25 protein-coding genes and 1 riboswitch are annotated in these 21,180 nt (G+C 68.3%); of the genes, 18 read left to right on the forward strand and 7 right to left on the reverse strand.

From position 1 onward, the window contains the following. Positions 1-123: 123 nt before the first annotated feature. Positions 124-1,341, reverse strand: coding sequence for a serine hydroxymethyltransferase (locus ABFX45_RS11855; protein WP_109629610.1), 1,218 nt, complete (start codon positions 1,339-1,341; stop codon positions 124-126). A 13-nt stretch (positions 1,342-1,354) separates the two neighbouring features. Continuing rightward, positions 1,355-1,439: riboswitch (ZMP/ZTP riboswitch) on the reverse strand. Between the two features lie 5 nt (positions 1,440-1,444). Then, positions 1,445-2,548 (reverse strand): FAD-binding oxidoreductase, encoded by a 1,104-nt coding sequence (locus ABFX45_RS11860; RefSeq protein WP_109629607.1) that lies wholly within the window; start codon positions 2,546-2,548, stop codon positions 1,445-1,447. A gap of 294 nt (positions 2,549-2,842) precedes the next feature. Here ABFX45_RS11860 and ABFX45_RS11865 point away from each other — a divergent pair, with 294 nt between their 5' ends. Genes ABFX45_RS11865 through ABFX45_RS11875 form a run of 4 tightly spaced genes read left to right on the forward strand, consistent with a single transcriptional unit; the run spans position 2,843 to position 5,630 of the window. Next, on the forward strand, positions 2,843-3,466 hold the full coding sequence (locus ABFX45_RS11865; RefSeq protein WP_233439114.1) for a pyridoxamine 5'-phosphate oxidase family protein: 624 nt from the start codon (positions 2,843-2,845) through the stop codon (positions 3,464-3,466). A 25-nt stretch (positions 3,467-3,491) separates the two neighbouring features. Continuing rightward, positions 3,492-3,683, forward strand: coding sequence for an HIT family protein (locus ABFX45_RS11870; protein WP_346129650.1), 192 nt, complete (start codon positions 3,492-3,494; stop codon positions 3,681-3,683). Further along, the gene (locus ABFX45_RS46415) at positions 3,683-3,922 is read left to right on the forward strand and encodes an HIT family protein (protein WP_428834120.1); all 240 of its coding nucleotides are present in this window, start codon (positions 3,683-3,685) and stop codon (positions 3,920-3,922) included. Before ABFX45_RS11870 ends, ABFX45_RS46415 begins: the two co-directional genes overlap by 1 nt. A gap of 49 nt (positions 3,923-3,971) precedes the next feature. Next, positions 3,972-5,630, forward strand: a complete 1,659-nt coding sequence (locus ABFX45_RS11875) for an MDR family MFS transporter (RefSeq protein ID WP_233439113.1) — start codon at positions 3,972-3,974, stop codon at positions 5,628-5,630. On the opposite strand, the gene ABFX45_RS11880 is transcribed toward ABFX45_RS11875, so the two are convergent. Then, complete coding sequence (locus tag ABFX45_RS11880) at positions 5,528-5,911, reverse strand: VOC family protein (RefSeq protein ID WP_346129652.1); 384 nt, start codon at positions 5,909-5,911, stop codon at positions 5,528-5,530. The two genes, ABFX45_RS11875 and ABFX45_RS11880, sit on opposite strands and share 103 nt — an antisense overlap. Before the next feature lie 146 nt (positions 5,912-6,057). On the opposite strand from ABFX45_RS11880, the gene clpB reads away from it, so the two are divergent. The 8 genes from clpB to ABFX45_RS11920 all read left to right on the forward strand — a co-directional run bounded on the left by clpB (position 6,058) and on the right by ABFX45_RS11920 (position 13,466). After that, positions 6,058-8,643: an ATP-dependent chaperone ClpB gene (clpB, locus tag ABFX45_RS11885; RefSeq protein ID WP_346129654.1), complete on the forward strand. Its 2,586-nt coding sequence runs from the start codon at positions 6,058-6,060 to the stop codon at positions 8,641-8,643. A gap of 82 nt (positions 8,644-8,725) precedes the next feature. Continuing rightward, on the forward strand, positions 8,726-9,397 hold the full coding sequence (locus ABFX45_RS11890; protein ID WP_109632916.1) for an arsenate reductase/protein-tyrosine-phosphatase family protein: 672 nt from the start codon (positions 8,726-8,728) through the stop codon (positions 9,395-9,397). Between the two features lies 1 nt (position 9,398). Beyond that, positions 9,399-9,776 carry a VOC family protein gene (locus tag ABFX45_RS11895; protein WP_109629591.1) on the forward strand — a complete coding sequence of 126 codons (378 nt, stop codon included), beginning with the start codon at positions 9,399-9,401 and terminating at the stop codon, positions 9,774-9,776. A 71-nt stretch (positions 9,777-9,847) separates the two neighbouring features. Then, positions 9,848-10,582, forward strand: a complete 735-nt coding sequence (locus ABFX45_RS11900) for a type III secretion system chaperone family protein (RefSeq protein WP_109629588.1) — start codon at positions 9,848-9,850, stop codon at positions 10,580-10,582. Between the two features lie 407 nt (positions 10,583-10,989). Then, entirely contained in the window at positions 10,990-11,763 is a 774-nt protein-coding gene (locus ABFX45_RS11905; RefSeq protein ID WP_109629581.1) for an SDR family NAD(P)-dependent oxidoreductase, read from the forward strand. 37 nt (positions 11,764-11,800) lie between these two features. Further along, entirely contained in the window at positions 11,801-12,115 is a 315-nt protein-coding gene (locus ABFX45_RS11910) for a hypothetical protein (RefSeq protein ID WP_109629578.1), read from the forward strand. After that, positions 12,112-13,026 carry a WXG100 family type VII secretion target gene (locus ABFX45_RS11915; protein ID WP_109629575.1) on the forward strand — a complete coding sequence of 305 codons (915 nt, stop codon included), beginning with the start codon at positions 12,112-12,114 and terminating at the stop codon, positions 13,024-13,026. Before ABFX45_RS11910 ends, ABFX45_RS11915 begins: the two co-directional genes overlap by 4 nt. Continuing rightward, positions 13,023-13,466, forward strand: a complete 444-nt coding sequence (locus ABFX45_RS11920; protein ID WP_346129658.1) for a hypothetical protein — start codon at positions 13,023-13,025, stop codon at positions 13,464-13,466. Before ABFX45_RS11915 ends, ABFX45_RS11920 begins: the two co-directional genes overlap by 4 nt. A gap of 166 nt (positions 13,467-13,632) precedes the next feature. Here ABFX45_RS11920 and ABFX45_RS11925 read toward each other — a convergent pair whose 3' ends face one another. After that, positions 13,633-14,184: a hypothetical protein gene (locus ABFX45_RS11925; protein WP_346129660.1), complete on the reverse strand. Its 552-nt coding sequence runs from the start codon at positions 14,182-14,184 to the stop codon at positions 13,633-13,635. A 71-nt stretch (positions 14,185-14,255) separates the two neighbouring features. Between ABFX45_RS11925 and pyrE the strand changes: the two genes are divergently transcribed. The 4 genes from pyrE (at position 14,256) to ABFX45_RS11945 (ending at position 17,000) form a co-directional block, all read left to right on the forward strand. Further along, positions 14,256-14,804 carry an orotate phosphoribosyltransferase gene (gene pyrE / locus ABFX45_RS11930; protein ID WP_411711372.1) on the forward strand — a complete coding sequence of 183 codons (549 nt, stop codon included), beginning with the start codon at positions 14,256-14,258 and terminating at the stop codon, positions 14,802-14,804. A gap of 67 nt (positions 14,805-14,871) precedes the next feature. Beyond that, positions 14,872-15,240 carry a DUF2784 domain-containing protein gene (locus tag ABFX45_RS11935; RefSeq protein WP_109629565.1) on the forward strand — a complete coding sequence of 123 codons (369 nt, stop codon included), beginning with the start codon at positions 14,872-14,874 and terminating at the stop codon, positions 15,238-15,240. Then, entirely contained in the window at positions 15,212-15,877 is a 666-nt protein-coding gene (locus tag ABFX45_RS11940) for a TrmH family RNA methyltransferase (protein WP_346129663.1), read from the forward strand. The genes ABFX45_RS11935 and ABFX45_RS11940 overlap by 29 nt, the downstream gene beginning before the upstream one ends. Before the next feature lie 25 nt (positions 15,878-15,902). Then, positions 15,903-17,000 (forward strand): glycoside hydrolase family 76 protein, encoded by a 1,098-nt coding sequence (locus ABFX45_RS11945; RefSeq protein WP_346129665.1) that lies wholly within the window; start codon positions 15,903-15,905, stop codon positions 16,998-17,000. Here ABFX45_RS11945 and ABFX45_RS11950 read toward each other — a convergent pair. Further along, positions 16,990-17,721 (reverse strand): sugar phosphate isomerase/epimerase family protein, encoded by a 732-nt coding sequence (locus ABFX45_RS11950; protein WP_109629556.1) that lies wholly within the window; start codon positions 17,719-17,721, stop codon positions 16,990-16,992. The two genes, ABFX45_RS11945 and ABFX45_RS11950, sit on opposite strands and share 11 nt — an antisense overlap. Then, a complete protein-coding gene (locus ABFX45_RS11955; protein WP_109629553.1) occupies positions 17,715-18,689 on the reverse strand; it encodes a LacI family DNA-binding transcriptional regulator in 975 nt (324 codons plus the stop codon). Before ABFX45_RS11955 ends, ABFX45_RS11950 begins: the two co-directional genes overlap by 7 nt. A 33-nt stretch (positions 18,690-18,722) precedes the next feature. Between ABFX45_RS11955 and ABFX45_RS11960 the strand changes: the two genes are divergently transcribed. Both ABFX45_RS11960 and ABFX45_RS11965 read left to right on the forward strand, forming a co-directional pair. Continuing rightward, positions 18,723-19,568 carry a PfkB family carbohydrate kinase gene (locus ABFX45_RS11960; RefSeq protein WP_346129668.1) on the forward strand — a complete coding sequence of 282 codons (846 nt, stop codon included), beginning with the start codon at positions 18,723-18,725 and terminating at the stop codon, positions 19,566-19,568. After that, entirely contained in the window at positions 19,532-20,167 is a 636-nt protein-coding gene (locus ABFX45_RS11965) for a nucleoside/nucleotide kinase family protein (protein WP_109629547.1), read from the forward strand. The genes ABFX45_RS11960 and ABFX45_RS11965 overlap by 37 nt, the downstream gene beginning before the upstream one ends. Here the strand turns inward: ABFX45_RS11965 and ABFX45_RS11970 are convergent. Continuing rightward, positions 20,164-21,156, reverse strand: a complete 993-nt coding sequence (locus tag ABFX45_RS11970) for a right-handed parallel beta-helix repeat-containing protein (RefSeq protein ID WP_346129670.1) — start codon at positions 21,154-21,156, stop codon at positions 20,164-20,166. The genes ABFX45_RS11965 and ABFX45_RS11970 overlap by 4 nt on opposite strands. Between the last annotated feature and the right edge of the window lie 24 nt (positions 21,157-21,180).

Raw genomic sequence — 21,180 nt, forward strand, 5'->3', positions numbered from 1 at the left:
GACCAGCACGTACAGTGCGGTAAGGAGGGTGTTCAGGTCTTTCGTCACACATTGATCTTGAACACCCTCCTCCCATGCCCCGGCACCGGGCCGACTTCACCCGAACTTCACGGAATCAGTCATCTAGAGCGTGCCGAGTAGTTCCTCGACCTCGGCGGCGATGCGTTCCAGTGCCTGGTCGTTGTCGTGAGCGGCGATCACCCGGTCGATCCAGTCCGCGATCAACGGCATCTGCTCCGGCTTGAGGCCGCGCGTGGTGATCCCTGCCGTGCCGAGCCGGATGCCCGACGGGTCGAAGGGCTTGCGCGGGTCGAACGGCACCGCGTTGTAGTTCAGCTCGATGTTCGCGCGGTCCAGCGCCTGCGCCGCGGGCTTGCCGGCGATCGCCTTCGACGTGAGGTCGATCAGGATCAGGTGGTTGTCCGTGCCGCCGGACACCAGGTCGAAACCGCGCTCCAGCAACGCGTCCGCCAGCGCTTTCGCGTTCGCGACGACGGTGTGCGCGTACTCGCGGAACTCCGGCTGGGCGGCCTCGTGCAGCGCCACGGCGATCGCGGCGGTCGTGTGGTCGTGCGGACCGCCCTGCAGGCCGGGGAACACTGCCCTGTCGATCACCTTCGCGTACTCGGCGTCGCAAAGGATCATGGCGCCGCGCGGGCCGCGCAGGGTCTTGTGCGTGGTCGTGGTGATCACCTGGGCGTGGCCTGCCGGGGACGGATGCGCGCCACCGGCCACCAGACCGGCGATGTGGGCGATGTCGGCCACCAGGACCGCGTCGATCTCCCTGGCGATCGCGGCGAAGGCCGGGAAGTCGATCGTGCGCGGGATCGCCGTGCCACCGCAGAAGATGACCTTCGGGCGTTCGGCCAGTGCCAGCGAGCGGACCTCGTCCATGTCCACCACGCCGGTGTCCTTGCGGACGTCGTACTGGACCGCGCGGAACCACTTGCCGGTGGCGGAGACGCTCCAGCCGTGGGTGAGGTGGCCGCCCATGGGGAGCGACATGCCCATCACGGTGTCGCCCGGCTGCAGGAACGCCAGGTACACGGCGAGGTTCGCCGGGGCGCCGGACAGCGGCTGCACGTTGGCGTGGTCCACGCCGAACAGGGCGCGGGCGCGGTCGATCGCCAGCTGCTCGACCTGGTCGATGATCTGCTGGCCCTCGTAGTACCGCTTGCCGGGGTAGCCCTCGGAGTACTTGTTCGTCAGCACCGAGCCTGTTGCTTCAAGCACGGCAGCCGAGACGTCGTTCTCGGACGCGATCATGCGCAGCTTGCGGGACTGCCGCGTGGCTTCTGCCTGGATCAGGGCGGCGATTTCGGGATCAACGTTAGAGAGCACGGCGCATCTCCGTGCCGGGCACCCAGGCGTTCGGTGCGCTCGGCCGTCGCTTCCCGGTGGTCAGTTCCACCCTCGGCACGCCAGTCGCTTCGACGTGCCGAGCTTAGTCCAGGGTGAACGGGTCGTACTTGATCCGGTCGAGCGGTGTTCCGGCGACCAGCATGCGGGACACGGTCGACCTGATCATGGCCGGGCTGCCGCAGACCAGGACGTCGCGGTCCTCCCACGCGCCGTAGCGGGTGACCACGTCGGCAAGGGTGCCCTGCTCGACACCGCGGAGGCCGGGGTCCGACTCGAGCACCGGCACGACCGTGAGCCACGGGTTCGTGGTCGCGATGCGCTGCAGGTTGTCGAGGTCGTAGAGGTCCTCGCGGGTGCGGCCGCCGTAGAACAGGTGGACGCGGGGGTTGTCGCCCCACTGCGCCATCTCGTCGATGATCGCGTGCATCGGCGCCACGCCCGTGCCGCCGGCGACCATGAGGATGTCCGACCCGGCCGTGCGGTCGACCTGCAGACGTCCCATGGGCGGTCCGATGCGCCACGTGTCACCGGCTTGGGTGTGACCGACCACCGAGCGTGACACCCAGCCGCCGTCGACGGACCGGATGTGGAACTCGATGACGCCGTCCTCGCGCGGTGCGTTCGCCGGCGAGTAGTACCGCCACAGGCGCTTGCGCTGCGGCGTCTCCACGCTGACGTACTGACCGGCGCGGTAGTTGACCGGGTGGTCTGGTTGCAGCCGGACGACGGCCAGGTCCCACGAGACGCGCTGGTGCTCCAGCACCGTGGCGTGCCAGTAGGCGGGGCCGTTGTCGGCGTCGGCGGCCTCCTGCATGGCCCGCGCCATCAACGTGTAGGCCTCTGCCCACGCCATCTCGACCTTCGGCGTCCACGCAGCGCCCGCGAACTTCTTCACCGCGGACAGCAGCGCCGTGCCGACAGCCTCGTAGTGGACGTTGATGACACCGAACTTGCGGTGGTCACGGCCCAGCTGGCGGAGGAAGGGGATGAGGTCGTCCGGGCGGTCGACCATCTGCACCACGTGCACGAGGGCGCGCAGCAGACGGCTCCGCTGCACCTCCATGTTCGCGGGGAACATCTCGCGTGTGGCAGGCGAGAGCGAGAAGAGCATGCCGTAGAAGAACTTCGCCACTTCTTCGGCGTGCGGCTCCACCACCGCGAAGCTCTCCCGGATCATCCGCACCATCGCGGTGACGCCGGGCGGGGGTTCTCGGTGGGGCGGGGTAGGGATGGGGCTCAGCACAGCGTTCGCAGTCATGGTCCGCGCGCAGTCTCCACGTTCTCATTGGCGCCAGCAAGGCGCGGTAGTCCTCGTCAAGCATCCGTCCCCCGACAGGGTGGACAGTAACCCCTGATTGGTGGGTTTGGTTCCTTGATGCCACCTTCGAGCGAAGTGTGATTACCGTACGCAACTAGTTGTTACCGCAACAGTGTGAATCTGGGCATCCGTCTGTACCGGCTTGCTCGCTTGCGTGCAACGGTGTGGCACGTGTCCCCGCCTGAGTTGACTGAAACCACCTCACCCGACCGTGTTGAGCTACCCGGCTCCCGTGGAGAGCACTTCCTCCAATGTGCCCTGGAGACCTCGGACCGCGCCACACGCTTCTACTCGGACCAGGTCCTGGACCACCTCAACCCCGCGATGGCCGAGTTCGTCGGCCGGATGGAGATGGCCTTCATCTCGACCGCTGATGCCGACGGGGAGTGCGACTCCACCCTGCGGGCCGGGCCGGCGGGGTTCATCCAGGTGATCGACTCCCGGACGGTCGCGTACCCCGAGTACCGCGGCAACGGCGTGATGGCGTCCCTGGGCAACATCATGGAGAACCCGCACGTCGGGATGCTGATGGTGGACTTCACCGACGACCTGATCGGGCTGCACGTGAACGGCCGCGCCCGGATCGCGCCGCGCGAGGAGATCCCCACCGAGGACAAGAAGGTGGAGCGGTGGGTGGTGGTCGAGGTGCAGGAGGCCTACATCCACTGCCGCAAGCACATCCCGCGGATGATCCCGGTCGACCGGGTGCGTGACTGGGGCACCGACGACGTGAAGCGCAAGGGCGGCGACTACTTCGGGGTCAAGGCGGGCAAGACCGCGGAGTGACCCGCTGATCTGGTCACATGGCGGCATGCCCTGTGTCTTCTGCTCGATCATGTCCGGCGACCTGTCCGCCCGGTGGGTGGCGCGGGCGCCGGACGCCGTCGCGTTCCTGCCGTTCCCCACCCGCGCTCTAGCTCCCGGTCACACGCTGGTGGTGCCGCGTGAGCACTCGGTGGGGGTGCACGACGCGACTCCGGCGGCCTTCACGGCGGCCGGCTGATGGTCCAGCGTGTGGCGCGGGCGATGAAGGCCGCGCTCGGTGCGTCCGGGGTGTGCGTGCTCGACGCGAGTGGGCCCGGTTCCGGACAGAGCGTCGCTCACCTGCACTTTCACGTCGTGCCGCACTGGGAGGACGACGAGTACTTCGCCTGGCCGGAGCCCTCGGGAAGGCAGCTCGAAGGTGATCTGGCCCGGGCGTTGCGTGACGCAGTAGACGGCCGAACTAGTTGTTCTAGCTAACTATCTCCAGATATAGTTGCGTAGCATCAACTAATTACTGGAGGTGTGCTTGAACCGGCCCTCGTCGCATCGGGAGATCCTCGAAGCCCTGTCCGGCATCTGGGTGGCGCTGCTCGTCGCGATCCTCAGCTCCACCATCGTCTCGAACGCTCTCCCGACGATCCTGGCCGAGCTCAAGGGCACCCAGACCCAGTACACCTGGGTCATCACGTCGATGCTGCTCGCCTCCACGGCCAGTACACCGCTGTGGGGCAAGCTCTCGGACCTCTTCGACAAGAAGATGCTGCTGCAGACGAGCATCGTGCTGTTCGTCGTCGGCTCGGTCCTGTCGGGGCTGAGCCAGAACATGGAGCAGCTCATCGCGTTCCGGGTCGTCCAGGGCCTGGGCATGGGTGGCGTGCAGGCGCTCGGCCAGGTCGTGGTCGGTGCGTTGCTGAGCCCGCGGGAACGCGGCCGCTACAGCGGCTACACCGGCATGGTGATCTCCGCGGGCACGGTCGGCGGGCCGCTCGTCGGCGGGTTCCTCGTCGACTGGCCCGGCTGGCGCTGGTGCTTCTTCGTCTGCGTGCCGCTGGCGCTCGTGGCGCTGGCCGTGCTGCACAAGACGCTGCACCTGCCCGGCGAGAGGCGGCACGTCAAGATCGACTACCTGGGAGCCACGCTGATCACCGGTGGCGTGAGCCTGGTGCTGATGTGGGTGTCCTTCGCCGGCAAGGACTTCGCCTGGCTGAGCAGGGAGAGCGCGCTCTTCGCAGGTGGTGCCCTGCTCGCCCTCGTCACCGCCTACTTCGTCGAGCGCCGGGCGAGCTCCCCGGTCATCCCGTTGCACCTGTTCAGGAACCGGACGGTGGTGCTGGCGATGCTCGGTGGCATCGCGGTCGGTACTGCGATGTTCGGCGCATCGGTGTTCATGGGGCAGTACTTCCAGATCGCGCGCGGGTTCTCGCCCACGAAGGCAGGGCTGCTCACGGTGCCGTTGGTTCTCGGCCTGAGCATCTCGTCCACTGTCAGCGGGCAGCTCATCGCCAGGAGCGGCAAGTGGAAGGGTTACCTGGTCTGGGGCGCGTTCTCGCTGGTCATCGGGCTGGCGTTGCTGGGCACGATCGACCACACCACGAACCTGACCCTGATGAGCGCGTACCTGCTGCTCGTCGGCGTCGGGGTGGGGCTGACCATGCAGAACCTGGTCCTGGCCGTCCAGAACGGTGTGGGCATGGCCGACCTGGGCGCCGCGAGTTCGACCGCCACCTTCCTGCGGTCGCTGGGAGGGACGGCCGGCGTCTCGGTGCTGGGCGCGGTCCTCGCCGCCCACGTGAGCACCAAGACACTCGACCGCGGCTCCCTCTCCCCAGTCGTGCGGGACTCCTACGGCGATGCGATGGGTGAGCTGTTCCTGATCGCCGCCGGTCTCGCGGTCTTCACGGTGATCGCGGTTCTGCTGATCAAGGAGCAACCGCTGCGTGACTCGGTGGATGTCACCCCAACGGGTTCTGGTGCACAGACGGTCGCCACTGAACCTGATTCACCTGTGGATACTGAACAGCGGATTGTGGATAACTCGACCTCCGCTGTGGACAAGCTGTTGGTGCTTTCGAGTGACGTCGATCAGGAGGTCGCGGCGCGTTCGGCTGCGCTGCGTTCCACACAGAACTCGTTGCCCTCGGGGTCGTGCATGGTGACCCAGCCGGTGCCGTCCGGCTTGCGGTGATCCTCGTAGATCGTCGCGCCGATGCCGAGCAGGCGTTCGACCTCCTCGTCGCGGGTGCCGTCCGTCGGTTGCAGGCAGATGTGGACGCGGTTCTTGACCGTCTTGGGCTCGGGCACCTCGATGAAGAGGTACTGGATGCCGCTCGGCAGCGTGACCAGGCACTCCGGGTCGCCGGGGTTGTCGTCGGGATGGATCGGCAGACCGAGCACCCGGCTCCACCACGAGGCCTGCTCGTAGGCGTTCCTGGCGTCGACGGTGACGTTGTGGATGGTTGAGGTCATGGTGCTGATCTTCGCTCAACGGGCTCGGATCGCCGTGCGTTTTCGGGACGACCGTCACGTTCTCGTAGTTGAGCGGAACAGACTCAACTTTTCTGACGTTGTGCGGGATGATGGTCCATGCTGGAGGCTGACCACGAGGTGGAGGAATGGACGCTTTCAACCCGACGACGAAGACTCAGCAGGCTGTTTCCGCAGCTGTGCAGGCAGCCACCCTCAACGGCAACCCGGACGTGGGGTCGGCGCACCTGCTCGGCGCCCTGCTGGCGCAGACGGACGGGTTGACCGCGCCGTTGCTCTCAGCGGTGGGCGCCGACCCGACGCTGGTGCGCAAGGAGCTCGAGCAGCTCTCCCGCTCGCTGCCCAGCGCCTCCGGCTCGACCGTCTCCGCGCCGCAGTTCTCGCGCGACGCCGTGCGGGTGCTCGGCAAGGCGCAGGAGCTCGCCACCGAGATGGGCGACGAGTACGTGTCCACCGAGCACCTGCTCGTCGGGCTGGCGCAGCACGGCGGCCAGGTCGCCGACCTGCTCCGCCGGCACGGTGCCACGCCGGACGCGTTGAAGGACGCGTTCGAGAAGGTGCGCGGGTCTGCCCGCGTCACCTCGCCCGACCCCGAGGGCACGTACAAGGCGCTCGAGAAGTACGGCGTCGACCTGACCGAACGCGCCCGCAAGGGCGAGCTCGACCCGGTGATCGGCCGTGACGCCGAGATCCGCCGGGTCGTCCAGGTGCTGTCGCGGCGCACCAAGAACAACCCCGTGCTGATCGGCGAGCCCGGCGTCGGCAAGACGGCGATCGTCGAGGGCCTGGCGCAGCGAGTGGTGGCCGGTGACGTGCCGGAGTCGCTGCGCGGCAAGCGCGTCGTGGCGCTCGACCTCGGCTCGATGGTCGCGGGCGCCAAGTACCGCGGTGAGTTCGAGGAGCGGCTCAAGGCCGTCCTGAAGGAGATCACCGACTCGGCCGGCCAGGTCATCACGTTCATCGACGAGCTGCACACGATCGTCGGCGCCGGCGCGACCGGCGAGTCCGCCATGGACGCAGGCAACATGATCAAGCCGATGCTGGCCCGCGGCGAACTGCGCATGGTCGGTGCCACGACCCTGGACGAGTACCGCGAGCACATCGAGAAGGACGCCGCCCTGGAACGCCGCTTCCAGCAGGTGCTGGTCGGCGAGCCGTCGGTGGAGGACACGGTCGGCATCCTGCGCGGCCTCAAGGAGCGGTACGAGGTGCACCACGGCGTGCGCATCACCGACGCCGCCCTCGTCGCCGCGGCCACGTTGTCGGACCGCTACATCACCGCGCGCTTCCTGCCGGACAAGGCGATCGACCTCGTCGACGAGGCCGCGTCCCGGCTCCGCATGGAGATCGACTCGCGCCCCGTCGAGATCGACACGGTGGAGCGTGCCGTCCGCCGTCTCGAGATCGAGGAGATGGCGCTGTCCAAGGAGTCGGACGTGGCCTCGCTGGAACGGCTCTCCGCCCTGCGCGCCGAGCTGGCGGAGAAGCGCGAGGAGCTGTCCGTGCTGACCGCGAGGTGGCAGAACGAGAAGGGCTCGATCGACAAGGTCCGGACGCTGAAGGAACAGCTGGAGTCGTTGCGCGGCGAGTCCGAACGCGCCGAGCGCGACGGCGACCTGGGTCGTGCGGCCGAGCTCCGGTACGGCCGGATTCCCGCGCTGGAGAAGGAACTCGAGGCGGCCTCCGAAGCGTCCACTCAGGACGCCGCGATGCTCAAGGAGGAAGTCGGCCCGGACGACGTCGCCGACGTCGTGTCGGCGTGGACCGGCATTCCGGCCGGTCGCCTGCTGGAGGGCGAGACCGCCAAGCTGCTGCGGATGGAGGACGAGCTCAGCCGCCGCGTCGTCGGCCAGGCCGAGGCCGTGCGGGTCGTCTCGGACGCCGTGCGCCGCACCCGTGCCGGCGTCGCCGACCCGGACCGCCCGACGGGTTCGTTCCTGTTCCTCGGCCCCACCGGCGTCGGCAAGACCGAGCTGGCGAAGGCGTTGGCCGCGTTCCTGTTCGACGACGAGCGGGCGATGATCCGCATCGACATGAGCGAGTACTCCGAGAAGCACTCGGTGGCCCGCCTGGTCGGAGCGCCTCCCGGCTACATCGGCTACGACCAGGGCGGCCAGCTGACCGAGTCGGTGCGCCGCCGCCCGTACTCCGTGGTGCTGCTGGACGAGGTCGAGAAGGCGCACCCGGACGTGTTCGACGTGCTGCTGCAAGTGCTGGACGACGGCCGCCTGACCGACGGCCAGGGCCGGACCGTGGACTTCCGCAACACGATCCTGGTGCTGACCTCGAACCTGGGGTCCACCGCGATCGCCAACCCGTCGCTGACGGAGGTGGAGCGCCGCGACGCCGTCATGGCGGTGGTGCAGCGGCACTTCAAGCCGGAGTTCCTGAACCGGCTCGACGACGTCGTGGTGTTCCACGCGCTGGCGACCGAGGAGCTGACGTCCATTGTGGACATCCAGATCGCCAGGCTGGCGGACCGGCTCGCTGCCCGGCGGTTGAGCCTGGACGTCACGGCCTCCGCTCGCGACTGGCTGGCGTTGAACGGCTTCGACCCGGTGTACGGGGCCCGGCCGCTGCGGCGGCTGGTGCAGTCGGCGATCGGTGACCAGCTGGCGAAGGAGTTGCTGGCCGGTGAGGTGCGGGACGGCGACACGGTCAGGGTCGACGTGCTGGACGACAACACCGGCCTGATTGTGGGCCGCGAAGTCTGAGGGATACATCAAGCTGGATTGATGTATTGTCCTGGGTGTGTCCAGCGACGCACCCAGGACGTTGCCGCTGTTCCTGCGGCTGATGACGGACCCGCTGCGCTGGCGGCTGGCGTGTGAGCTGGCCGCCGGTGACCGCCGGGTGCGCGAGCTGGTGTCCGCGGTGGGAGAACCGCAGAACCTGGTCTCCTACCACCTCAAACAGCTGCGCGACGCGGGTCTCGTGACGGCCAGGCGCAGCAACTTCGACGGCCGCGACACCTACTACCACCTCGACCTGGCGCGGTGTGCCGAAGCGTGGGCGGACACGGGCACGGCCCTGCATCCGGCCATCGCGGCGGGCACGCCAACGCCGAGCGCGACGAAGGTGCTGTTCGTCTGCACGGGAAACAGCGGCCGCTCGCCCATGGCCGAGGCCCTGCTGCGGCACCGGTCCGGGAACCGCGTCGAGGTGGCGAGCGCCGGCAGCCACCCGAAGGCCCTGCATCCCGACGCCGTCAGGGCCGTTGCGGAGTACGGCGCCGCCCTGGCGCACGAACCCACTCACCTGGACGTCGTGCGTCGTGGCCGGTTCGACCTCGTGATCAGCCTGTGCGACCGGGTTCGCGAGGTTCTGCCGAGCTTTCCCGGCCGTCCGCGGCTGATCCACTGGAGCCTCGCCGACCCCGCGGCCGAAGGCGGGTTCGACGCCTTCCGGCGCACCGCCGCCGAGCTCGACGGCCGGATCCGATTCCTGCCAGTCCCTCTGGAGGTCTGACATGACCACCGATCTCGTGAGCGTGCGTTACCTCGTCGACGACGTGGACGCTTCGCTCGCCTTCTACACCGAGAACCTCGGGTTCGAGGTGCGAACGAACTTCGCCCCGGCGTTCGCCGACGTCGTCCGCGGCAACCTGCGCCTGCTGCTCAGCGGCCCCGCCAGTTCGGCGGGACGGGAGATGCCGGACGGCACCAAGCCCGGCCCCGGTGGCTGGAACCGCATCCACCTGATCGTCCCGGACATCGACGCCGAGGTGGCGAGGCTGCGGGAGCGGGGGATCCGGTTCCGCAGCGACGTCGTGAAGGGGCCGGGAGGACAGCAGATCGTCCTCGACGACCCGTCCGGCAACCCCGTGGAGCTGTTCCAACCGGCCTGAATCGGCGGACGAGGTGCGCGACGCGCGGAAGTGATCTTCGTTCCTCGGGCCCGACCCACTACGCTTCAGCTGTGGGCATACCGGCGTGGGTCTGGTTCACCGTCGCCGCGGTGGCGGGCGTGGCGGGGTTTGCCCTGCTCGCGACCGACCGGGCGCAACGAACCGCGCGTAATCGTGAACGGCGCCGTTGGGCTGCACTGCGCGGCTGGCAGTTCGAGGAAACAGACCACGTGCTGCCGACTCGCTGGGAGGCGGGCGCCATCGCGTACTACGGCACCGGGCTTGCCCGTGACGTGGTCGCGGGCTCGACCTTCACCGCCGACGGCAGGCGCCAGGTCTACGTGCTCGACCACGAGACCGGCGGCAAGGTCAACTCGGTGCTGGTCGGCGTGCGCTGCCGCAGGGTGTTGTCGGTGGTGATCGAACTCTGGCTGTCGACGGTCCCGTTCCAGCGCGACAACGACAAGATGCCGATGCCGGACCTCCTCGGCCCGGTCGGCTCGCGCTACGCCTTCGTCACCGACGTCCCGGCCGCCCGCAAGATCATCACGCCTGACCTGATCGACGCCGCCGAGGAGATCGGTGGCGACGTCACCGTGGTCTGGCTGGAGAACGACTGGGTGCTGGCCGCGGCGCCGCCGAACTCGTCGCCCGCGCGCCTGGAGCGTCTGCTGCGCGACATCGGCGAGCTAGCGGACGTGATCGACCCGTTCGACCCGGACCCCTCGGAGCGCGAAGAGCCGGTGGCGGAGGACGACGAGGGTGGCGAGGTCTACCGCCCCTCGTTCGGCCGCAAGCAGCCGTAACTCTGGGTGAGCCGGTAGTCGGCCTACCGTGCGTCATTGATCACTAACCAGCGGTATCCCGCGCCGTAACCAAAGTGGTGTGAGCTACGTCACACTTCACTCTGTGTAAAACATCGGAAGCCGATTCAGATACTCCGTGTGTAAGGCGTCGTGTCCCCGAACCCCCCGGAGGGAATCACGATGTACGGAGGAAAGGTAGTTCCGCCCGCAGCTGTGGCGGGTACAGCGTCCGTGGTGACGCTTGCCAACACGGGTGCATCGGTCGGTTGGATGCTGTTCGGCGGAGTCGCTCTGGTCGTTTCGGGCCTCGCACTGCGTCTGTTCGTTCTTCGTCGTCCGGCGAAGAACGGAGCGTGATCATCGGCGCGCTTCCGACCCCGGCCCAGCTCCGACTACCGTGCGATGGCATGCCAACCGCACTGGTGACCGGATCGACCGTCGGGATCGGGGCCGCCTTCGCCCGCAGGCTCGCGGCAGAGGGGTACGACCTCGTACTGGTCGCGCGCACCGCGTCCGCCCTCGAGGAGCTCGCCCAGCAACTGCACGAGCGGCACGGTGTGCACGTCGACGTGCTGCCCGCGGACCTCAGCGACCACGGCGAGCGTGCCAAGGTCGAGGCCCGGCTGGCCGAGTCGCCCGTCGACCTGCTCGTCAACAACGCGGGCTTCGCCAACACCGGCGAGTTCTTCGCCGCCGACGTCGAGAAGCTGCAGGCTCAGCTGGACGTCAACGTCGCCACGGTGCTGCGGCTCTGCAGGGCCGCGATCCCCGGCATGATGGCGCGCGGCAAGGGCGACGTGATCAACGTGTCCAGCGTGGCCAGCTTCCTGCCCGGCCGCGGCACGAGCTACAGCGCCGACAAGGCGTGGGTGACGTCGTTCTCCGAGGGCATGTCCCTCGCGGTCGGACACTCCGGCGTGCGGATCATGGCGCTGTGCCCCGGTTTCGTGAAGACCGAGTTCCACCAGCGCGCCAAGATCGACATGTCCAAGACGCCGGACTGGCTCTACGTCGACGCCGACCGGCTGGTCCACGAGGCGCTGCGCGACCTGCGCCGTGGCAAGGTGCTGTCGATCCCCGGCGCCCAGTACAAGGCGATCGTGAGCGTCACGAAGGTGCTGCCGCGGGCCTTGGTGCGCAGGATGGCGTCCCGCTTCGCCGGCGGCCGCGGCCGCACGTGAGCGGAACCGTCCAGGTGGATCGAGCGTCGGAGTCCTCGTGAGTGAACAGTTCCGTGTCGTGCCGGACGAGCTGCGCGGGTACAGCGAGCTGCTGGACCGCAACGCCCAGCACTTCCTGACCATCAAGGATCACGCGATTTCCAAGGGCGGCGACACCAGCGGGTTCACCGGCCTGCTGACGTTGCTGCACCCCGTCGTGACGGGCGTCGCGAACCTCTACGGGGAGACGTTGGACTTCGCGAACAAGATGATGGTCAAGGACTCCGCCGCGCTCAAGAAGACCGCTGAAACCTACGAGAAGGCCGACCAGTACGGCGTCAAGCTGGTGCAGCAGGCCGGAGGTGGCCGATGACCGCGTACGCGGACGTCCAGGACCCGTCGGTCGCGCTCAACGCGGCCGCCGAGAACCGTCCCGGCCGGCAGACCACCAAGGAACTGATCGAAGCCGCCGGCTGGAAGCTGCAGGGCGTCAACTGGATCTACGAGAAGGTCACCGGCGAGAACCTGATCGAGGCGCTGATCAACCCGTTGGTCGGCGACTTCGAGAAGATCGACGCCAACGCCAACGCGTGGGACCAGGTCGCCAAGGCGCTGGACGCCGTGCGGCACAACGTCGGCGACGGCGTCGGTCAGCTCAACCCGCACTGGAACGGTGACGCCGCGCAGGCGTTCGAGCGCCGCATGGACACCATGTGGGTCATCGCGATCGAGGCGGACTCCCAGGTCGCCCGGATCATCGGCAACAAGTTCCAGTCCATGGCGAACGCGTGCCGTTCGGCCACGAAGGTCGCCCTGTTCCTGCTCGACAAGCTCTGCACGATGCTGCTCGAGGCCGCGATGACCGCGGTGATCCCGGTCGTCGGCTGGGGCCGCGCGGTGTGGATGGTCTACGACGCGATCCAGATCGTCGACGCGATCCGCAAGATCATCCAGTCGATCATGACGCTGATCGAGGGCGTCAAGGGCATGGTCGACGGCATCGTCGCGATGGGCACGGCGCTGATGAAGCTCAAGGACGTCAAGGACGTCAACGACTTCCTCGACGTGGTCGACGGCGTGCAGGACGGCAAGCAGAAGTACGACAACGGCGTGTCCGCGGCGAAGTCCGGTGCGATCGGCGTCGGCCTCGGCGCCTACAGTCTCGGCAAGGCCGGTTCCGCGGCCTCGGGCCGGTACGGCTCCGGCACCGGCGGCTCCGGCTCGGGTGGTGGCTCCGGTGCCCCCGCTCCCGCCCCGGCTCCGAGCAGTGGTGGTCAGCAGTGACGTTTCCGTACGACCAGGCGCGGCTGCAGGCGTTGTTCTCCGAGGTGGACTCCCGGATCGACGACCTCGGGAAGGTCGCGACGGCCGCCTCGCAGGTGCAGCGCCGTTCGCGAGGGCTCTCCGAGCAGGACTTCGCCGAGATCGAGCGGTTCGCGAAGTCGCCGGGCGCGCCGAAGGAGCTCAAGGACCTCCAGCGGCGCGTCGAGGCCGGCGAGATGTCGTGGGCCGATGTCGCCGCGGGCCGCGCGTTGGACGACGAGGGTGTGCAGAAGGCACTAGCCGTCGGCGTTCCGGACCTCCAACGCGCCTACCGCGCGATCGAAGAGGGCCAGGACATCGACGACATCATCGCCTCGGGCACCCCGACGCCTCAGCGGCCGCGCCGTGATGACGACGACGAGGACGACGGTCCGAGCCAGTTCCGCGAGGACGCCTGGTAGCTAGTGCTGTGACCGCCGACCTTCACCGCGTCTTCCGGCGCTCAGCAGGGCACCTCGCGGCACCGGCCCCCGCCCCCCCATATGCCCGATATGAGGGGCGGGGGCCGGCACCGCGATGCACCCGTCTGACCGTCGAAATACGGGGCAAAGGCCGACGGTCACAGCACTAGGCAGACCAGTCCACACCGCCACTGCTGACGTGGCTGGTCCCGGTTCCCCGGACGACGTCGAAGGCGACCGCGCAGGCGGTCGCCAGTGAGCGCAGCGGCTCGGCCACACCGGGGTTGATCCGCACGACGTCCCGGCGGACGCGCCTGCCGTTGCGCTTGGCGCGCCCGCCGGTCTCGATGCGAGCGATGTCACCGAAGAAGCAGATCTGCTGACCGTTCGCGTCGTGCAACGACTGCTTCCACGCGCTGTGCGTCTTGATCGTCCCGATCAACTGCCCCTGCGGCGTGCTGACGCTCACGTGGGGCCGCCGCCCGAACCGCTTGCCGATGTGCATGATCGGCTGGCCGTGCGGCGCCACGACGTCGAGGTCGAACGTCGTCCAGCCGGAGAACCCCGTGTACCGCAGCGGCCGCTGCAGCCCGGGTCCGCCGCGCTCCCTGACGACCGCGATCGGCGTGTCGCGCTCGTCGAACACGTCCACCCGGTACTGCGGCCGGAACAACAGGCTCATCGCGGTCCACGGCTGTTCGACGAAGAGGGTGCTCACGGTGATGCAGGGTATGCGGCACCGAACGCCCGCGTGTGCGAAGCTAGCGACCTGTGCGAACTGAAACGGTCTTGGACGCGAACGCGAAGTCGGAACTCGCTCGTCTGGTGAGCGAATTGGCCGTGGTGCACGGCAAGGTGACCCTCTCCAGCGGCAAGGAAGCCGACTACTACGTCGACCTGCGGCGCGCGACGCTGCACCACGCGGCGGCGCCGTTGATCGGCAAGCTGCTGCGGCAGCTCACCAGCGACTGGGACTTCGTCGCTGTGGGTGGTCTCACGCTCGGTGCCGACCCCGTCGCCTACGCGATGATGCACTCCGCCGCGGCGGCCGGTGACGTGCTCGACGCCTTCGTCGTGCGCAAGGCCAGCAAGGCTCACGGAATGCAGCGGCAGATCGAAGGCATCGACGTGCGCGGCCAGCGCGTGCTCGCCGTCGAGGACACCTCCACCACCGGTGGTTCGGTCCTCACGGCCGTCACGGCGCTGCGCGAGCACGGTGCCGAGGTGGTCGGTGTCGCCACGGTCGTCGACCGCGGCACGGGTGCCAAGGAGGCCATCGAGGCGGAGGGGCTGCAGTACCGGTACCTGCTGGATCTGAACGATCTCGGGCTCGCCTGACGTTCACTCGTTTTATCGAGAGCGATTCGAGCTACCCCGTCCTAGTCTGGAGGACGGGGTGGTGCGAATGGCCAGGGTGCTCGTCGAAGCGGTCGTGGTTCTGCACTTCGCCTTTCTGGCGTTCATCGCGCTGGGAGGGTTCCTCGCGTGGCGCTGGCGGGGTGTCATCTACGCGCATCTGGTCGCCGGTGTGTGGGCGATCCTCAGCGTGACGATCGACCTCACCTGCCCGCTGACCGTGCTGGAGAACGACCTCCGCGGGCTCGCGGGCATGCCGTTGCTGGAGACCGGGTTCATCGACCACTACATCGACGGCGTCTGGTACCCGCAGAGCGCGACGACGCTCGTGCAGCTGGTTCTCGGGGCGATCGTCCTGGTCTCGTGGGCCGGCTTCTATGCTGGCGGCCGTGCTGCTCGAAGGCTTTCACGCTGTTAAGCACGCGTTGCGCTTCGGCGCCGACGTGCACCCGTTGATCACGACGGACCTCAGCGCCGCGATCAGCCTCGCCGAGACGCACGCGCCCGATCTGGTCGGGCGGTTCCAGGACGCGACCGAGATCGACAAGGCCGGGTTCGTCCTCCGCGCGGGCCGCCTCCATCCGACCGGGGTGGCGGGGTTCGCCGAGAGGCCGGACCTGCCGTTCGACCGCGACGCCCCGGTCGTCCTGCTCGACAACCCGCGCAATCTCGGCAACTTCGGCGCCACCATCCGGGTGGCGGCGGGCCTCGACGCGGGCGGCGTGATCTCCACCGGTGACGTGGATCCGTGGCACCCCAACGTTCTACGGGGTTCGGCGGGCCTGCACTTCGCCCTGCCGGTCGCCAAGGCCGAGAGCCTCGACTTCGCCGGTGAGCTCATCGCGTTCGACGCCGACGGCGATCTCCTGACCGGTCCGATCCCCGACAACGCCGTGCTGGCGTTCGGTTCGGAGCGCCACGGCCTCTCGCAGGAGGTCCGTGCGAAGGCCACGAGGATCGTCCGGCTGCCGATGCGCGAGAAGGTCAGCAGTTACAACCTGACAACTTCTGTGGCGATGGGCCTCTACCACTGGGTGGTTCACCGCGCTTCTTGACCGGTCAAGCGCTCACGATGACGCAGTGGTGATCGCGAAACTGCTGGCGGCGCGCGCGGGCGTCGCGGAGCGCGCGGTGTACTCCAGGCACCTGCGGCGGGTCTGGGGTGTGCCGGGCACGCTGCTCGGTGCGCGGGTGTGGCCCCCGTTGCTGCGGGACAAGCTCCACACGAGCTTCAACTACTGGTGGCAGGCCCACCTGCTCGACTGCATGGTGGACGGCTACGAGCGCTCGCCCAGCGAGCTGCGGAAGACGGCCATCACCAAGGTCGTGCGGGGCATTCGGGTGCGCAACGTCCTCGGCTGGACCAACGACTTCTACGACGACATCGCGTGGCTCGGCCTCGCCCTGCAGCGCGCCGAGAAGATCGTCGGCGTCGCGAAGCCCAAGGCGCTGGCCGCCATCGCGGAACAGTTGCGGGACGGCTGGACCGACCACGCCGGCGGCGGCATCTGGTGGAAGCGCAAGGACGACTTCAAGAACGTGCCCGCCAACGGTCCCGCCGCGATCTTCCTGGCTCGCCGGGGCGACCGCACCGACCTCGTCCGTGCGCGCTCCATCGTGGACTGGGTCGAGGACAACCTGGTCGACGAGAGCAGCGGACTCGCGTGGGACGGCCTGCACGTCCACCCGAACGGCGAGATCCGGGAGTACGAGAAGAACATCTACACGTACTGCCAAGGGGTTCTGATCGGTGCGTGCGTCGAGCTGGCCGAGCACGGCCAGCAGGAGAAGTGGCTCGAAAAGGCCGCCCGCACGATCACCGCGGTGCACGACGATCTGGCCGTCAAGGGCGTGATCAAGGGACAGGGCGGCGGTGACGGCGGTCTGTTCGCCGGCATCCTCACCCGCTACCTCGCGCAGGCCGCGCTGACGATCCCCGAGCTCGACCCGGACCGCCAGGAAACCGCGGACCTGGCCAGGGAACTCGTGATCCAGTCGGCGGAAGCGGCGTGGCTCAACCGCGTGACGGCGGTGAGCGGCCCCCTGTTCGGTCCGGAGTGGACGGTCCCAGCGGACCAGCGGGAGGGCCGCGACCTGTCCGTTCAGCTCGGCGGCTGGATGTGCCTGGAGGCCGCGGCGCTGCTGGAGCGGCACGGCCTGAACGTCGCTACCCCTTGAGGTAGCTCAGCAGCGTCTTGGCGTCCTCGCGGAACTGCTCCGGCGAGTCGTCGATCACGAACTCCAGCAACGCGTTGCGGTCGATGCCGTCGCGCGCGAGCTCGGTCAGCACCGGCTTCCACAGGTCGCGGCGCGCCGCGAGCGGCAACCGGTCCTGGTACCCGCCGGGGCCCCACGAGAAGACGTGTGCGGTCACCGGTTCCAGCGTCCGCACCTCGTGCACGGCGGAGAACACGTCCTGGCCACCGCTCGGCTGCCAGTACGGCACCACGCCGTCGACCTCGTCCAGCAGCTGGACCGCGGACTCCAGCGTGTCCGTCAGCGTGTTCCGGTGGTACTCCAACGCGATCCGCGTTCCCATCGCGTCCGCGTGCTCGACGGCGTGCTGCAGCGCCTCGATCACCGGCCCGCGGTCGGGGCACTCCGCTGATCCGGACGTGCCCGCCCAGACCCGCACGAGCGGTGCGTCCAGCTCGGCCGCGGTCTCCAGGATCGCCGCCAGCTCACCGCGGTCGGACACGCCGGCCCGGTAGTACGACCCGTACGCGGCCACCTTGAGCCCGGTGTCGAGCGCCCGCCGTGCCGCCGCGAAGTCGCCGGGCGGCACGTGCACGTCGCCGCCCCACTCCACGGCCTGCAGCCCGCACTCCAGTGCCAGCTCACCGATCTCCTCGACCGACAGCTGCCGGAACGTCACCGAGACGAGGCCGGGGATCAGCATCCGCAGGACTGCCTGTGCATGAGCGAGGGCGCCAGCCGGATCGTCTCCGGCGGCCTGGCCGGGTCGGCGATCCTGTTCAGCAGCAGCTTCACGGCGGTCCTGCCGATCTCCTCGACCGGCTGGGCCAGCGTGGTGAGCGGCGGTTCGATCAACGTCGCCCACTCGACCTCGTCGTAGGCGACGACGGCGAGATCCGTGCCGAGCTTCAGGCCGCGGGCGCGTGCCTCGTGCAGCATGCCGATCGTGACGAGGTGGTCAGCCGCCACGACCGCGGTCGCCGGGTCGTCCTGGTCGAGCAGCGGCGCGAGCCAGCCGCTCTGCGACACCAGCGCCTCGTCCCACTTCAGGCCCGCACGGCCGAGACCGAGCCGGTAACCCAGGATGCGTTCCTCGGTCGTCGCCACGCCCGTCTTGCCGCAGACGATGCCGATCCGCCGGTGTCCCAGTTCCGCGAGGTGCTTCACCAGACCAGACGTGGCCTGGACGTTCTCCGGCCCGACCTGGTCGATGTCCTTGGAGACGGTCAGCCGGTCGACGAGCACCGTCGGGATGCCCAGCCGTTTGAGTTCCGGCAGCACGAGGCTGCCGCCGCCCGCCGAGGGGGTCAGCAGCAGGCCGTCGACCCGTCGTGAGCGCAGCATTCTGACCGCGGTCTGCTCGGATTCGGGGGTGTCCCGCGTGTCGATCAGCACGAGCGTGTAGCCGTTGCGGGTCGCTTCCGACTCGATGGCGGCGATCAGCTCGGCGAAGTACGGGTGGGAGACCAGCGACACCGCGAGGCCCAGGGACTTCGTGCCGCCCATGACCAGCGATCTCGCGATGGCGTCACCCGTGTACCCGGTCTCGTCGATAGCCTTCTGGACGCGCTCTCGCGTGTCACCTGCGACCGGCCTGGTCTCGTTGATCACGTGTGACACCGTGGTGATGGAGACCCCCGCGAGAGCCGCGACATCCCGCATGGTGACCATGGCCGGGACCTTACCCGTTTGGAGGAAGCCCAGATGGCAGCCGTGCTGTGTGTCGGGCTCGCAACTCTCGACGTGACTCAACGGGTGGACGCCTTCCCGGCTCCGGGCGAGAAGGTCCGCTCGCTCCACGCCGCGCTGTCTCCCGGCGGTCCGGCCGCCAACGCGGCGCGTGCGGTCGCGGCACTCGGCGGGAAGTCGTCACTGCTCACCGCGTTGGGTGCCGACGCACTGGGTGAATTTGTCCGTGCGTCCTTGGACCCGGTCCAAGTGACCGCGGTACCGGCCACGACGCCCGTGAGCATGGTTGTCGTCAGAGACGCAGATGGGGAGCGCACCGTCGTTTCCCGCAACGCCTCGGTGCCGGTCACCGCGCCGGATTTGTCCGGCCTGCTCGCCGCCGCGGACGTGGTGCTCTTGGACGGACACCATGACGGCCTGGCGATCCCCGTGGCCCAGCAGGCGAAAGCGATGGGATTGCCTGTGGTGCTCGACGCCGGGAGCTGGAAACCTGTCCTCGATCACCTGTTGCCGCTGGTGGACGTGGCCGCCTGCAGTTCGGGTTTCGAGCGGTCCGAGGCCGAGTTGCACTCGTACGGGGTGCCGCTGGTCATTCGCACCCACGGTGCGAAGCCGGTGACCTGGTCGCGGAACGGCTCGTCCGGAGAGGTGCCCGTGCCGGCGGCGGAGGTGAAGGACACGAACGGTGCCGGTGACGTCTGGCACGGCGCGTACGCCTACGCGCTGGCGTCGGGTGGGGACCCGGTCGCCGCCATCGGCTTCGCGTCGGAGGCGGCAGCTGTTCGGGTCGGTGCGGTCGAGGACTGGGTTGAGAGGCTGGCACGGTGGCAGGACAGCAGGTCAGGTTCGAGGAGCTGCTAGAGAGGGCCCGAGCGCTCACCGATCTCGGCGAGCGCAAGATCCTCGGGATCGGCGGGGCACCCGGTTCGGGCAAGTCGACACTCGCGCGCAGGATCGTCGAGGCGCTCGACGGTCAGGCGGTGCTCGTCGAGATGGACGGCTTCCACCTCGCGCAGAGCGAGCTGGAACGGCTGCGGCTGGTCGAGCGCAAGGGTGCGCCGGACACGTTCGACATCCCCGGTTACGTCGACCTGCTCGGCCGGATCAAGGCGTGCGGGCCGGACATGATCTACGCGCCGGAGTTCCGCCGCGAGATCGAGGAGCCGATCGCCTGCGCGGTGCCGGTGCACCCGGACGTCCCGCTCGTCGTGACCGAGGGCAACTACCTGCTGCTCAACTACGACAAGTGGAAGCGCGTCCGGATCATCCTGGACGAGGCGTGGTTCCTGTTCATCGACGAGGACGTGCGCGTGCAGCGGCTGATCGACCGCCACCTGCGGTACGGGCGCACCCTGTCGGAGGCGGAGGAACGCGTGCTGCACGGCACGGATCACGTCAACGCGCTGATGGTGAACTCGTCGAAGGGATCAGCGGATCTGCTGATCACCGAAGTGCTTTAAGCGCAGACGATGGTGTAACACCCCAGTGCGTCGTTGTTCGAGACGTTCTTGCCGCCGTCCGTCACGGTGCCTGCTGTCGCCCACATTCCGAATTGACCGTTGTTCTCACTCGTGTTCTTGCGAACGGTGATGTCGAGTGGAACGGGAACGTCGATGCGCAGGCCGTCCCCGACGTTTTCGGCGAAGGTGTTGCGTTCGATCACCAACGGGCCGGTGAGCGTTTCCTTTGGATCGACGAACAGGCCGGCCGAGCGCATCTTCTCGAACCTGTTGCCGCGGACGACGCCGTTGACCGGCCGGTGGACGCCGACCCAGTTGCCACCGCTGAACGTGTTGCGCAGCAGTTCGAGCCGGCCGGTCGCGATCACCTCGAACCCGTCGAGCTCGCTGTCGCGGATGGTCAGCCGCTCGGACCCGCCGATCGAGAAGGCGTTCAGCCTGGTGTTGACGACGTCGGCCTCGACGGCGCCGACGAAGTTGACCAGGTTCGGCTGCCCCTGGTCACCCTGGATGACGAGGGTCTTCGCACCGATCTGGTTCATCGAGAACTTGCTGCGCAGCAGGTGGCATCGTGCGCCGCAGTTGAACCGCCACATGTCGAGCTTGCTGCGCACGAACGTGACCGACGTCGTGCCGTTCCACAGATAGGTCGCGTTCGGGCTCGGCTGGCCGATGGCCATGTCGACGAACCTGGTGTTGGTCGCGTTGTCCGCGACGATGTTGCTGGGGATGGTGCCGTTGCGGATCGTGGTGCCGTCGACGTCGGTCATGCTGATCGCGGGAGTGCCGCTCAGCGTGTGTCCGTTGAGGTTGATTTTCACCCCGTTGGCACCAACGATCAAAGCGGGTCCATTGCCGCAGCCCCAATCGCCCATGAGTGTGAAGTTCGTGGTGAGAACTTGACCGCATTGTGGCATCGCTTCTGCCTGGGCGGGTGTTACTGCGCCGAACAGTGCAATTAAAGCGGCAAATGCGCTCAGCAATCGCATGACAGGACTCCCCTTCCCGTTTTG

The organism is Lentzea roselyniae, assembly GCF_039537795.1.
In the GTDB taxonomy this organism is placed as follows: domain Bacteria; phylum Actinomycetota; class Actinomycetes; order Mycobacteriales; family Pseudonocardiaceae; genus Lentzea; species Lentzea atacamensis.